A 13444-nucleotide genomic window follows, 5' to 3' on the forward strand; every position below is an offset into this window, starting at 1 on the left:
TCATTCACACGTTCTCAGCGAACGCGCATGCCGGGGACTGCGCCCGGCCAGGGCTCGAGCACATGGATGCCAGGGTGGGCCTTCTCGTCGGTGTGGCTCGCGGCCAGCACCATGCCTTCGCTGACACCGAACTTCATCTTGCGTGGCGCCAGGTTGGCGACCAGCACCGTGAGCTTGCCCACGAGCTGCTCGGGCTGGTAGGCCGAGGCGATGCCGCTGAACACGTTGCGCGTGTTCGCTTCGCCCGCGTCGAGCGTCAGGCGCAGCAGCTTGGTCGAGCCCTCGACCTTTTCGCAGGCCACGATCCTGGCGATGCGCAGGTCGATCTTGGCGAAGTCGTCGATGGTGATGGTGGGCGCGATGGCTTCGCCGCCCGGCAGCGCCTCGGCGGCCGGCGCTTCGGCTGCCGCGGTGGCGGCAGGCTCGGCCGGCTCGAACAGCGTGTCCAGCAGCTTCGGGTCGACGCGCTGCGTCAGGTGCTTGTAGTCGCCGATCGCGTGGCCCGCGGGCAGCGCCGTGGCCGCATCGCGCCACTGCAGCGGCGCGATCGCGAGGAAGCTTTCGACGTTGTTCGCCAGCGCCGGCAGCACCGGCTTGAGGTAGAGCGTGAGCAGGCGGAAGGCCTCGATGCAGACCGTGCACACGTCGTGCAGCCGCGCCTCCATGCCTTCCTTCTTCGCCAGTTCCCAGGGCTTGTTCGCGTCGACGTATTCGTTCACGCGGTCGGCCAGCGCCATGGTGTCGCGCAGGGCGCGCGCGGTGTCGCGGCCGTCGTACAGCACGCGCAGGGCTTCGGCCTCGGCGCGCAGGGCCGCGAGCAGCGCCGCGCCGTCTTCCGACACCGTGCCCAGCTTACCGCCGAAGCGCTTGCCGATGAAGCCCGCCGCGCGGCTCGCGATGTTGATGTATTTGCCGACCAGGTCGCTGTTGACGCGCGCCACGAAGTCATCGGGGTTGAAGTCGATGTCCTCGTTGCGGCCGCTGAGCTTGGCCGCGAGGTAGTAGCGCAGATGCTCGGGGTTGAGCCCGGTCGACAGGTACTTGAGCGGGTCGATGCCCGTGCCGCGGCTCTTGCTCATCTTTTCGCCGCTGACCGTGAGGTGGCCGTGCACGTAGATCGCGTTCGGCGCCTTGCGGCCGCTGAAATGCAGCATCGCGGGCCAGAACAGCGTGTGGAAGGTGATGATGTCCTTGCCGATGAAGTGCACCTGTTCGAGATCGGGGTCGGCCATGTACTCGGTGTACGAGATGCCGTCGCCACCGAGCTCGATGCAGCGCTTGTCGAGCAGGTTCTTGAGCGAAGCCAGGTAGCCCACGGGCGCATCGAGCCACACGTAGAAGTACTTGCCCGGCGCATCGGGGATCTCGATGCCGAAGTAGGGCGCATCGCGGCTGATGTCCCAGTCGCCCAGGCCGCCCTTGCCCTCGTCGTCCTTGTAGAGCCATTCGCGGATCTTGTTCTGCACCTCGGGCTGCACATGGCCCGGCGCGGTGGTCCATTCCTTGAGGAAGGCCTCGCAGCGCGGGTCCGACAGCTTGAAGAAGAAATGGTCGGAGCTGCGCAGCTCGGGCTTGGCGCCCGACAGCGCCGAGTAGGGGTTGATCAACTCGGTGGGCGCATACACGGCGCCGCAGACTTCGCAGTTGTCGCCGTACTGGTCCTTGGCATGGCACTTCGGGCACTCGCCCTTGATGAAGCGGTCGGCCAGGAACATGCCCTTCTCGGGGTCGTAGAACTGCTCGACGCTGCGGGTCTCGATCAGGCCCGCCTTGTCGCGCAGGTCGCGGTAGATGGCCTGTGCCAGGTCGTGGTTCTCTGGCGAGTCGGTCGAGCTCCAGTTGTCGAAGGCGATGTGGAAACCGTCGAGGTAGGGCTTGCGGCCGGCCGCGATCTCGGCCACGAAGGCCTGCGGCGTCACGCCGGCCTTGTCGGCCGCGATGGTGATGGCCGCGCCGTGCGCATCGTCGGCACAGACGAAGTTGACATCGGCGCCGTTCATGCGCTGCGCCCGCACCCAGATGTCGGCCTGGATGTACTCCATGATGTGGCCGATGTGGAACTTGCCGTTGGCGTAGGGCAGGGCGGTGGTGACGAAGAGCTTGCGCTGAGGCATCGAAGGGCGCTTTCTGGGAAAGTCCGGCGCGCAGCACAACGTGCGCTGCTGTGGCGGAAAGGGCATTTTAGGTTGTCCTTTGGGTTGCCCGTGACAGTCACGCCCTCTGGCCGGGCCGGCCCTTCATGTTGGCGCATCAGCGGGATCGGCAGGGCGGCTGCCTCCGGCGCAAGCCGCTGATGTGGTGCGTATTCACCCTGGCGGCGCTGGGGCTGCTCCGCTGGCGCAGGCGGCGAACCTGCACCGACCGACCCGCGTCGCTATGCTTCAGGCCCATGCCGTGCCCGCGGCGCCCCCGATTCGAAGACGATAGAGAGAGAACTGCCGATGACCACCTCCATCCCCGCCACCCTGATCGCCGGCGACGGCATCGGTCCCGAGATCGTCGACGCCACGCTGGCCGCTTTCGACGCGCTGAAAGCCCCCTTCGAATGGGACCGCCAGGTCGCCGGCCTGGGCGGCGTGCAGCAGGCGGGCGATCCGCTGCCGCCCGCCACGCTCGACAGCATCCGGCGCACGCGCCTGGCGCTCAAGGGTCCGCTGGAGACGCCTTCGGGCGGCGGCTACCGTTCGTCGAACGTGCGGCTGCGCGAGGAATTCCAGCTCTACGCCAACCTGCGCCCCGCGCTCACCGTGATCCCTGGCGGGCGTTTCGACAAGATCGACCTGGTGGTGGTGCGCGAAAACCTCGAGGGCCTCTACATCGGCCACGAGCACTATGTGCGCATCGACGACGACCCGCATGCCGTGGGCATGGCGACCGGCATCAACACGCGCCAAGGCTGCCATCGCCTGCTCGAATACGCCTTCGACACCGCGATCGCGACCGGCCGCAAGAAGGTCACGCTGGTGCACAAGGCCAACATCATGAAGGTGCTGACCGGCCTGTTCCTCGAGACCGGCCTGCGGCTCTACGAAGAGCCGCGCTACAAGGGCAAGTTCGAGCTCGAGACCATCATCGTCGACGCCTGCGCGATGAAGCTGGTGCTCAATCCCTGGCAGTTCGACATGCTGGTCACGACCAACCTGTTCGGCGACATCCTGTCGGACCTGGTGGCCGGCCTGGTCGGCGGGCTGGGCATGGCGCCCGGCGCCAACATCGGTGCCGACGCCGCGATCTTCGAGGCGGTGCACGGTTCGGCGCCCGACATCGCCGGCAAGGGCATCGCCAACCCGACCGCGCTGCTGCTCGCCGGCGCGCTGATGCTCGACCACTGCAAGCTCAATGCCGAGGCCACGCGGCTGCGCCGTGCCATCGATGAGACGCTCAACATCGACAAGGTGCGCACCGGCGACCTGGGCGGCACGGCCAACACCGCGGCCTTCACCAAGGCGCTGGTGGCGCGCATCCAGGGCGGTGCCTGAGATGTCCGAGCCTGTGGCATCCACGGCCCGGCCGGTCCCGATTCTTTCGCTGCTCGAGACCCGCGTGCTCGGCGTGCTGGTCGAGAAGCAGCGCACCGTGCCCGACAGCTATCCGCTGACGCTCAATGCGCTGCTGTCCGGCTGCAACCAGAAGACCAGCCGCAACCCGGTGCTCGAGGTGAGCGATGCCGAGGCGCAGGCCGCCATCGACAGCCTCAAGGGCTACAGCCTGGTTGACGAGAGCAGCGGCGGCCGGGCCTCGCGCTATGCGCACAACATGGACCGCGTGCTGCGCATTCCTTCGCAATCGTCGATCCTGCTGACCGTGCTGATGCTGCGCGGCCCGCAGACCGCGGGCGAGCTTCGCATCGCCTGCGAGCGCATGCACAACTTCGCCGACATCTCCGCGGTCGAGGGCTTCCTCGACGAGCTGGCCGAGCGCCCGGCCGGCGCGCTGGTGATGAAGCTGCCGCGCCTGCCCGGCGCGCGCGAGGGCCGCTGGGCCCACCTGCTGAGCGGCGAGCCGCCGGCCGAGGTCTTTGCCGCAGCAGCCGCGTCCGGCGGGCATGGTGCGGGCAGCGAGGTCTCGCTGGGTGAAGTGGCGGCGCTCAAGGCCAACGTGGCCAGGCTCGAGGCCGAGCTGACGGACCTGAAGGCGCTGGTGGGGCGGATCGCGTCGGAGCTGGGGATTCAGGCGGACGCTGCGTCCTGAACTTCAGGCGACCGGCTCAGGTCGCTTGCAAGGTGGCGGCCTTCAGCATGGCCGGCGCAAGCCGATCGCGCAGCATGGCGACCACCCGGGTCAGAGGCTGCAAGGCCATGTCGTTCTTTCTCAGGAACGCGCGCCATAGTGCCTGGCGCGAGGGATCGTTCGCGAACTCGTCGGTCAGGCCGAGAAGCGACGAGCCCGGCACGGCCATGCCACGTCGGATGAACGTCGCAGCAATGGCGCGCGCCAACGTGTCGGCATCCAGCGCCTCGCGTTCCAGGAGGACCGACAGGTCGAGGTAGTCCTTGAGGCGGCTGTTGGTCATGCCCAGCACGGCGATCGCGTGCAGCTTTTCCGATACGACCGTGTAGACGGGGTAGGCGCGCAAGCGCGGTGTGGGCAGGTCGGTGAGCAGCACGGGGTAGGTCGCATCGATCGGCTCGGGCGTGACGGCGTCACCGAAGCCGACATCGATCTGCGTCTTGCAGCGTGCCCTTGCGATATCGGCATCCATCAGGACCCGTGCCCCGGCATACCCCGCGTCTTTGCGGATTTCCTCCACCGTGACCGAGGCCGGATCGAAAGTGATGCCGTCCTCCACCGCCACGCCCGCAATTTCACGGAAGGTCTGGGCGACAGACGCCAGGTCGCTGGGGCCGAATCCGAGCAGGTCGGCGTCGCGCGTTGCGCGGTGGGGCATGTCGTACCAGAGCGTGAACAACAGCGCGCCCTTGAGCACGAAGCGGTCGGCATGTGCCGACTGGCTCAGGCGGTAGAGCATGCGCTCCAGGGCAAAGCGCACCAGCACCTGGTTGAAATCCACGCCCTGTGCCTTGGCCACCTTCAGCAGGCGCGCCCGGATGGATGCTGCAAGGTCCTTGCTCATTCGATCGCCTCCAGATAGGGCCGCATCACGTTGGCCACGCGGCAGATCTTGGCGTAGTGCCACAGTTCGTCCGCCGATGCCTTGCGTTGGGCGCGCGCGTCCCGCAGCGCTTCCAGTGCCACATCCAGTCCGATCTTGTTGCGGTGCTTGAAGCAATCGACCACGGTGCGGGCCACGCCGTAGATACGCAGCGGCACCTGATTGCGCTCGACCACCTCGATGCCCGCCGCGTAGGCCGCGCCGGTGACCTGGACCATCTTGAGGGGGGGGTAGTCGATCCGCGGCACATGGCTGCCACGCGGCATGGCGATCCAGACCTGACGCGGCAGCTGTGTCGTCAGCGCATGGAATTGCAGTGCGGTGAGCAGGCAGAACACGGCCTGGGGAACCCGGGTGGCAATGGTCGTCAGGCTCTCGTGTTCCAGGCCATTGCGCTCGGGTAGACGGTAAAGGCCGCGCCCGAGCTTTTCCACCAGGCCGGCTGTGGTCAGGCGCGCCAGCACCACGCGAGGCACCTCGATGGCATCGAGGTCGCTGGGGCGCAGCATTCCCTTCTGGGCAAGCAGGTCGAGGACCTGGCGGGCTTGGGTGTCCGGTCTCATGGTGCCGGCAGTATGTTCCTTTTTTTCGTCAAGTAAATATATTCGACGAAAAAAAGAAACATCTAAGGGACGCTGTGCAAGGCGTCTGTGGACGTGGCGCTCCGGGCCTCTGCCCAGCCGAAAAATGCACGGATCGCCTCGCGCTGCCGCATCGCATCGGCCCGGCCCAGCGCCATCAGTTCCTGCGTGAAGCCCGGCTCGAACAGCAGGTAACTCGCCAGCGCCGCGCTCTGGGCCGGGGCACTGCCTTCGCCCGGGTTCGTGCCGCTGGCCAGCAGGCGACGCACCGCGCGCGGCAGGGTCTCGGTGTGGCGCGCGGCGATCGCGTCGATGCGTTCCGAAGGCGCGATCAGCAGCAGCTCGATCGGCCGCAGCCGGGTGCGTGCGCGGGCCTCGGGCGGGATCAGCGCCAGCGTGTCGTTGATGCGCAGCGCCCGCTCGACGTCCACCGCCAGCGCGTCGAGGAAGATGCTCGACATCGCATGGCCCGCGATCTGCGCCAGCGTCGGCTCGCCGCTGAAGGTGGTGGGCGCGCCGGTGTGGGCGGGCTCGTTCATGCGGCCCGCGCCGATCGCAAGGATGCGATCGGCCCCCAGGTGGATGGCTGCGGCCGTGGGCGCGGTCTGGCGCATGGAGCCGTCGCCGAAGTACTCGGTGTGGCCGCCCATCGGCAGCCCGGTCGCGGGGAACACGAAGGGAATCGCGGACGAGGCCAGCAGGTGCGCATGCGTGATGCGGTCGGCCACCGCGATGCGCTGCGAGCGTGTCCAGGGCTGCATCGGCCGCCGCGATTCGAAAAACGTCACGTGCTCGCCCGAGCTGTAGCTCGAGGCCGTGACCGCCAGCGCGTCGAGATGGCCGCCCTGCAGCAGGCCGGGCAGCCGCTCGAAATGCACCAGCTGCTTGAGCAGCTCGCCCAGCGGCGCGTTGTCCAGCAGCGAGCGCGGCTTGAGCCGCAGCCAGCGGGCCAGCAACTGGCCGATGCCCAGGATCAGCCGCCAGCGTGCCGCCGCATCGAGCATGGCGTAGGTGTCGGTGCGGTAGACGTCGTGCGCGTGGAGCGCGCCCCAGACCTCGACCATGTGGCCGACCGCGCCGTCGAAGTCGTCGGCCCGGCAGGCCAGCGCCGCCGCATTGATGGCGCCGGCCGAGGTGCCGGTGATGATCTGGAAGGGATTGCCCGCCGCGCCGGCACCCGCTTCGCGGCGCAGGGCGGCGATCGCTTCGAGCACGCCGACCTGGTAGGCCGCGCGGGCGCCGCCGCCGGTAAGCAGCAGGCCGGTGACGGCGGATGGGGGCATTGGGGCGGGGGCGGGAGAGTCCATGGATCGGGCCGTAGACTACCCCGATTCAGGAGTTGTCAATGGCCCTCACGCAAGCGGGACTTCAGGATGCGCTCAAGGCGGTCCTCGATCCCAACACCGGCAAGGATTTCATCAGCACCAAGGCGCTGAGGAACCTGCAGATCACCGACGGCGACGTGTCCTTCGACGTCGAGCTCGGCTACCCGGCGCGCAGCCAGCACGCGGCCCTGCGCAAGGCCTTCGTCGCCGCGGCGCGCACCGTGGTGGGCGTGGACAACGTCTCGGTCAACATCACGACCAAGGTCGCGAGCCACGCGGTGCAGCGTGGCGTGCAGCTGCTGCCGGGCGTGAAGAACATCGTGGCCGTGGCCTCGGGCAAGGGCGGCGTGGGCAAGAGCACCACCGCGGTCAACCTGGCCTTGGCGCTGGCGGCCGAGGGCGCCAGCGTGGGCCTGCTCGACGCCGACATCTACGGCCCCAGCCTGCCCATGATGCTGGGCATCGACCGCCGCCCCGACAGCGCCGACGGCAAGACCATGACGCCGCTGGAGAACCACGGCGTGCAGGTGATGTCGATCGGCTTCCTGGTGGACCAAGACCAGGCCATGATCTGGCGCGGCCCGATGGCCACGCAGGCGCTCGAGCAACTGCTGCGCCAGACGAACTGGAAGGACCTCGACTACCTGGTGGTCGACATGCCGCCGGGCACCGGCGACATCCAGCTCACGCTGTCGCAGCGCGTGCCGATGACCGGGGCGGTGATCGTCACCACGCCGCAGGACATCGCGCTGCTCGACGCCAGGAAGGGCATCAAGATGTTCGAGAAGGTCGGCGTGCCGATCCTGGGCATCGTCGAGAACATGGCGGTGCACGTGTGTTCGAACTGCGGCCACGTCGAGCACATCTTCGGCGCCGACGGCGGCAAGACCATGGCCGCGCAGTACGGCATGCCCTACCTCGGCGCGCTGCCGCTGGACATCCGCATCCGGCTGCAGGCCGACAGCGGCAACCCGACCGTGGTGGCCGATCCCGACGGCGAAGTGGCCGGTATCTACAAGGCCATCGCGCGCACCGTGGCGATCGGCATCGCGGAGACGGCCAAGGATTTCTCGTCCAAGTTCCCGACCATCACGGTGAGCAAGGACACCTGAGAACGTGCGAATGAACCTGCTGCGCACCCCGATCCCGCATCTGCGGTGCTCACCGCACGCGAGTGCGGCTCCGCTCCTCAATGCAGGCTCGGGGCGCTCGCGACGGTTCCTTCACACGTTCTGACCGGGATCCTGAAGACGCGATGAACGTCCTCGTCTCGATGCGCTACCTGGCGGCGCTCAACGAGCACCGCCACTTCGGCCGCGCGGCGCAGGCCTGCCACATCACGCAGCCCGCGCTGTCCAATGCGCTGCGCGCGCTGGAGAACGAGTTCGGCGTGCTGATCGTGCAGCGCGGGCGCGCCTTCGAGGGCTTCACGGTCGAGGGCGAAGCGGTGCTCGCCACCGCACAGCGCATGCTGCACGAACAGGCGCTGCTGCACGAGCAGCTGCACAGCGAGGCCGGACATCCGCGCGGACGCCTGCGGCTGGCGGCGGTGCCGGCGGCGATGACGCTGCTCTCGCGCTTCGCCCTCGCGCTGCGGGCGCGCCATCCGGGCATCGCGCCGACCGTGGTGTCGCTGAGCTCGCTCGAGATCGAGACCGCGCTCGACGGCATGTCGGTCGACCTGGCGCTGGGCTACACCGACCGCACGCGGGTGCGCAACGTCCGGCTGGCGATCTGGCCGCAATGCACCGAGCGCTACTACCTGGCGCAGCGGGTGGCGGGGTCTCCGAAGACGGACGAGGCGGTGCGTATCGGCGCGCCCATCGGCTGGGCCGAAGCCGCGCAGTTGCCCTTGTGCCTGCTCACGCCCGACATGCACAACCGCGCGATCGTCGACCAGGCTTTCGAGATGGCCGGCACGCCGGTGCGCGCGGCGATGGAGACCAACTCGCTCCACACGCTGGTGCGCAGCGTCGGTGCGCTGGCCAGCGTGCTGCCGGGGGCGGCGCTCGAGCTGCTGGTGCGCGCGCACGGGCCCTTCGAGGCACGGCCGCTGGTCGCGCCCACGCTCGAGACGCCGCTGGGCTTCATGACGCACGCCAGCGAGCGCATGTCGCGCGCGCTTCAGGCCGCGGTCGACCTGGCGCGCAGCGACGACTGGCGCGCCGAGCTCGCCTCGGCCGAGGCCTGAGCCGAGGTCCGCAGCCACAGCGCCACCTGGGCCCGCAGCGCGGCGGCCGCGGTGCCGCAGACCGCCCCCAGCACGAAGCCGGCGAGCACGTCGAAAGGAAAGTGCACGCCCAGGTAGATGCGCGCAAGGCCGGTGGCCACGGCCAGCCCGACCACCACGCCGCCCGCCTTGCGCAGCAGCGGGCGCCAGAGCATGAAGGCCGCGATGGCCGCCATCACGCTCGCATGGGTGCTGGGCAGGCCGCCGCGTCGGCCATGCTGCACGAAGTCGGCGCTCAGGCCCAGCATGAAGGGCCGCGGCGTGTCCAGCCAGGCGGCCAGCGCATGCGAGAGCACGCCGACGCCGGCTGCGCAGAGCAGCACCCACACGGCGTCGAGGCGCGCGCCACGATGGCGCAGCGCGCTCAGCGCCAGCAGCGCGACGATCGCCCAGGTCGCCACCGAGGACAGGGGCAGCGCGAGCTGCAGCAGCCGGGGCGCCGCAGCCAGGCCGGCGCCGAGCTGCCCGAACAGCAGCAAATCGAGGGTGGAAGGCATGGGGCGCGAGCGTGGCAGGGCTTTGTGGCCGGGCCGTGTCAGCGCAATGAACGATTCATTTCCGGATCGAATCGGGCTATGTCCGAAACCCATTGGCTTCGTGGGGCGGCGGTCCGTAGACTGTTCCGCCAAAGGACATCCCATGGCTGCGCAAGAGCAAAAAATCGAGTTCTACGACGGGCCCGCCGGCGGCTGGGGCGCGTTGCGCAGCGTGACGCGCGCACTGCTGGCGCAGGACATCCCGGTCAAGGGCGCGAAGACGCTGCTCTCGGCCAATCAGCCCGACGGCTTCGACTGCCCGGGCTGCGCCTGGCCCGATCGCAACCATGCCTCGACCTTCGAGTTCTGCGAGAACGGCGTCAAGGCCGTGGCGGCCGAAGCCACCGCGCGGCGCGCCGGGCCCGCGCTGTTCGCCCAACACACGGTGACCGAGCTCGCGGCGCGCAGCGACTTCTGGCTCGAAGACCAGGGCCGGCTCACGCACCCGATGGTCTACGACGCGGCCAGCGACCGCTACCAGCCCATCGAATGGGACGACGCCTTTGCACTGATCGCGCGCCACCTCAACGCGTTGCCCGATCCGAACCAGGCGATCTTCTACACCTCGGGCCGGGCCAGCAACGAGGCGGCTTTCCTCTACCAGCTGTTCGTGCGCGAGTACGGCACCAACAATTTCCCCGACTGCTCGAACATGTGCCACGAGCCCAGCGGCAGCGGCATGCGGCCGCAGTTCGGCGTCGGCAAGGGCACGGTCACGCTGGACGACTTCGAACGCACCGACGCGATCTTCATCTTCGGCCAGAACCCCGGCACCAACCACCCGCGCATGCTGGGCGAGCTGCGCGCTGCCCACAAGCGCGGCGCGCGCATCGTGAGCTTCAATCCGCTGCGCGAACGCGGCCTGGAGCGCTTCGCCGATCCACAGGACAAGCGCGAGATGGTGACGATGGGCGCCACGCCGATCAGCACCCACTATTTCCAGCTGCGCATCGGCGGCGACCTGGCGGCGGTCAAGGGCATGATGAAGCACCTGCTCGAGCGCCAGGACGCGGGCGAGTCGCTGCTCGACCAGGCCTTCATCGCCGAGCACACGACCGGCTTCGCGACACTGGCCGCCGACCTGCGCGCCGAATCGTGGGAGGTGCTGGAACAGGAGAGCGGCCTCGACCGCGCGCAATTGCGCGCCGCCGGCGACGTCTATGCCGCGGCCGACAGTGCCATCGTCTGCTGGGGCATGGGCATCACGCAGCATGCGCATTCGGTCGCGACCATCCAGATGCTGGGCAACCTGCTGCTGATGCGCGGCAACGTCGGCCGGCCCGGTGCCGGCCCGTGCCCGGTGCGCGGCCACAGCAACGTGCAGGGCGACCGCACCATGGGCATCTGGGAGAGGCCGCCGGCCGCGCTGCTCGACCGGCTGGCGGAGGTCTACGGCTTCGAGCCGCCGCGTGCCAACGGCATGGACACGGTCGAGGCGATCGCCGCGATGCGCGACGGCCTCGGCAAGGTCTTCTTCGCGCTGGGCGGCAACTTCGCCGCGGCCACGCCCGACACCTACGAGACCTGGAAGGGCCTGCGCCGCTGCGACCTCACGGTGCACGTGGCGACCAAGCTCAACCGCAGCCACGTGGTGCACGGCCGCGAGGCGCTGATCCTGCCCTGCCTGGGCCGCACCGAGATCGACATCCAGGCCGCGGGCCCGCAGGGCGTGACGGTGGAGGACTCGATGAGCATGGTCCACATCTCGACCGGCATCAACCCGCCGGCTTCGCCGCTGCTGCTGTCGGAGCCCGCAATCATTGCGCGACTGGCCGAGGCCACCATCGGCCATCGCAGCCGCACGGCCTGGCGTTGGCTGGTGGAGGATTACGCCCGCATCCGCGACCACATCGAAGCGGTGTTCGACGACTTCAAGGACTTCAACCGGCGCGTGGCCGTGCAGGGCGGCTTCCGCCTGCGCAACACCGCGAGCGAACGCGTGTGGGCGACCGCGTCGAAGAAGGCCGGCTTCTTCACGCACCCGGTGCCGCGCGACACGCCCTCGCACCGCGCGCGGGCGCGCTTTGCGGCGAAGGGCGACACGCGCGTGTTCACGCTGCTCACCACGCGTTCGCACGACCAGTACAACACCACCATCTACGGCCACGACGACCGTTACCGCGGCGTGTTCGGCCAGCGGCGCGTGGTCTTCATTCACGAAGACGACATCCGCGACATCGGCCTGAAGAACGGCGACTGGGTCGACATCCGCACCGTCTGGGACGACGGCCAGGAGCGCCGCGCCGACCGCTTCAAGCTGGTCGCCTACGACATCCCGCGCGGCAACCTCGCGGCCTACTACCCCGAGACCAACCCGCTGGTGCCGCTGTCCTCGGTGGCGCTCAACGCGGGCACGCCGGCCTCGAAGTCGATCCCGGTGATCCTGGTGCCGCACGCGGTGGCCGGGAAAGAGCCCGAGGGCGCCGAGGTCGACACCGCGCGCACGCCCTATGCGGTGGGCGCCTGATGGACGCACCCGACGCACTGGCCCACGCCATCCTGCGGGCCTTGGCCGATGCACCCGCGCGCGACGGCGGCGGCGTCTCGCTGCCGCGGCTGGGCAAGCAACTGGGCCTGGGCGCGAGTTCGCTGATGCGCGAACTCAGCCGCATGGGTGACGCGACGCTGGGCGGCGTGCCCGGCCCGGGCTGGGTGCGCGTGGTGCAGCAGGACGATCGCTGGGTGGTGCACCTCGAAGCGGCCGGGCGCGCGCTGGCCGACACGCAGCCGCGCTGAACCCAAGAACGCGCGGCACAATGGCCGAGGACACCACCATGCGCGACCCGACCGACACCGCTTCCTTGCTGCCTTCGCTGCTGCGCCGCACCGTGCGGGTGTTCGGCGAAGGCGGCGATGCATCCACGGGCCGGGCGCGCGAGGACACGCTCGCCGCCGAGGTGCCGGTGGCGCTGGTCTTCAACGGCATCTCGCATGCCGTGATGATGGCCACGCCGCAGGACCTCGAGGCCTTCGCGCTCGGCTTCGCGCTCAGCGAGGGCATCCTCGACCATGCGCGCGACTGCCGTGACATCGAGGTGCGCGCCTTCTCCGCCGAGGCGGCCGGCCTGCCCGACGGTGTGCCCGCGGCCGAGGTGCGGCTGGACATCTCCACCCGCAGCTTCGAACGGCTCAAGGGCCGGCGGCGCAGCATGGCGGGCCGCACCGGCTGCGGCGTGTGCGGCGTCGAGAGTTTCGAAGCGCTGGAACTCACGACCGAGGCGCTCGCGCCGCGCGAATGGATCGAACGCGTCGACCTGCCGACCGTGCTGCGCGCGCTGCAGGCGCTGCCCGCGCGTCAGCGGCTCAACGCCGAGGCCGGCGCGATCCACGCGGCCGGCTGGGCCACGCTGGACGGCGAACTGACCGACGTGCTCGAGGACGTGGGCCGTCACAACGCGCTCGACAAGCTGATCGGCACGCTGGCGCGCGCGAACCGTCTGGACGCGCCGGGCTTCGTGGTGCTGTCGAGCCGCGGCAGCCATGAGCTGGTGCGCAAGTGCGCGCGGCTGGGATTGGCGGCGCTGGCCACCATCTCGGCGCCGACCGCGATGGGCGTGCGCATGGCCGAGCTGTCGGGCGTACGGCTGTGGGGAATGTGTCGCGCGCCGCGCGGCGTGCTCTATGCGCCGGGGGCGGGGCTGATTTGATTCGGGCCTGTT

At 69.4% G+C, this 13444-nt stretch carries 12 protein-coding genes; 7 read left to right on the forward strand and 5 right to left on the reverse strand.

The features are described 5' to 3' along the window. Positions 1-14: 14 nt before the first annotated feature. A complete protein-coding gene (metG, locus tag ACSFBC_RS16715) occupies positions 15-2114 on the reverse strand; it encodes a methionine--tRNA ligase (protein WP_435511458.1) in 2100 nt (699 codons plus the stop codon). Positions 2115-2441: 327 nt separating this feature from the next. Here metG and ACSFBC_RS16720 point away from each other — a divergent pair, with 327 nt between their 5' ends. Together ACSFBC_RS16720 and ACSFBC_RS16725 are read left to right on the forward strand one after the other, a co-directional pair. Further along, on the forward strand, positions 2442-3479 hold the full coding sequence (locus tag ACSFBC_RS16720) for an isocitrate/isopropylmalate dehydrogenase family protein (RefSeq protein ID WP_435511459.1): 1038 nt from the start codon (positions 2442-2444) through the stop codon (positions 3477-3479). A 1-nt stretch (position 3480) separates the two neighbouring features. Then, the gene (locus ACSFBC_RS16725; protein ID WP_435511460.1) at positions 3481-4191 is read left to right on the forward strand and encodes a YceH family protein; all 711 of its coding nucleotides are present in this window, start codon (positions 3481-3483) and stop codon (positions 4189-4191) included. A gap of 16 nt (positions 4192-4207) precedes the next feature. Here the strand turns inward: ACSFBC_RS16725 and ACSFBC_RS16730 are convergent, their stop codons facing one another. The 3 genes from ACSFBC_RS16730 to ACSFBC_RS16740 form a co-directional block, all read right to left on the reverse strand. Then, on the reverse strand, positions 4208-5074 hold the full coding sequence (locus tag ACSFBC_RS16730) for a nucleotidyl transferase AbiEii/AbiGii toxin family protein (protein WP_435511461.1): 867 nt from the start codon (positions 5072-5074) through the stop codon (positions 4208-4210). Beyond that, positions 5071-5676 carry a type IV toxin-antitoxin system AbiEi family antitoxin domain-containing protein gene (locus ACSFBC_RS16735; RefSeq protein WP_435511462.1) on the reverse strand — a complete coding sequence of 202 codons (606 nt, stop codon included), beginning with the start codon at positions 5674-5676 and terminating at the stop codon, positions 5071-5073. The genes ACSFBC_RS16730 and ACSFBC_RS16735 overlap by 4 nt, the downstream gene beginning before the upstream one ends. Positions 5677-5738: 62 nt before the next feature. After that, complete coding sequence (locus tag ACSFBC_RS16740; protein WP_435511463.1) at positions 5739-6977, reverse strand: patatin-like phospholipase family protein; 1239 nt, start codon at positions 6975-6977, stop codon at positions 5739-5741. Between the two features lie 62 nt (positions 6978-7039). On the opposite strand from ACSFBC_RS16740, the gene apbC reads away from it, so the two are divergent. Both apbC and ACSFBC_RS16750 read left to right on the forward strand, forming a co-directional pair. After that, entirely contained in the window at positions 7040-8131 is a 1092-nt protein-coding gene (gene apbC / locus ACSFBC_RS16745) for an iron-sulfur cluster carrier protein ApbC (RefSeq protein WP_435511464.1), read from the forward strand. A 143-nt stretch (positions 8132-8274) separates the two neighbouring features. After that, positions 8275-9210: a LysR family transcriptional regulator gene (locus tag ACSFBC_RS16750; protein WP_435511465.1), complete on the forward strand. Its 936-nt coding sequence runs from the start codon at positions 8275-8277 to the stop codon at positions 9208-9210. Here ACSFBC_RS16750 and ACSFBC_RS16755 read toward each other — a convergent pair. Next, positions 9144-9746: a phosphatase PAP2 family protein gene (locus ACSFBC_RS16755; RefSeq protein ID WP_435511466.1), complete on the reverse strand. Its 603-nt coding sequence runs from the start codon at positions 9744-9746 to the stop codon at positions 9144-9146. The genes ACSFBC_RS16750 and ACSFBC_RS16755 overlap by 67 nt on opposite strands. Positions 9747-9888: 142 nt before the next feature. On the opposite strand from ACSFBC_RS16755, the gene ACSFBC_RS16760 reads away from it, so the two are divergent. From ACSFBC_RS16760 to fdhD, 3 genes are read left to right on the forward strand one after another with little or no spacing between them, the layout of a single operon-like run. Next, positions 9889-12252: an FdhF/YdeP family oxidoreductase gene (locus tag ACSFBC_RS16760; RefSeq protein WP_435511467.1), complete on the forward strand. Its 2364-nt coding sequence runs from the start codon at positions 9889-9891 to the stop codon at positions 12250-12252. After that, entirely contained in the window at positions 12252-12521 is a 270-nt protein-coding gene (locus ACSFBC_RS16765) for a hypothetical protein (protein WP_435511468.1), read from the forward strand. Before ACSFBC_RS16760 ends, ACSFBC_RS16765 begins: the two co-directional genes overlap by 1 nt. A 20-nt stretch (positions 12522-12541) precedes the next feature. Beyond that, on the forward strand, positions 12542-13432 hold the full coding sequence (fdhD, locus tag ACSFBC_RS16770; RefSeq protein WP_435511469.1) for a formate dehydrogenase accessory sulfurtransferase FdhD: 891 nt from the start codon (positions 12542-12544) through the stop codon (positions 13430-13432). The last annotated feature ends 12 nt before the right edge of the window (positions 13433-13444 follow it).

Origin of the sequence: Variovorax frigidus, from assembly GCF_051216515.1 — a bacterium.
Classification (GTDB): domain Bacteria; phylum Pseudomonadota; class Gammaproteobacteria; order Burkholderiales; family Burkholderiaceae_C; genus Variovorax.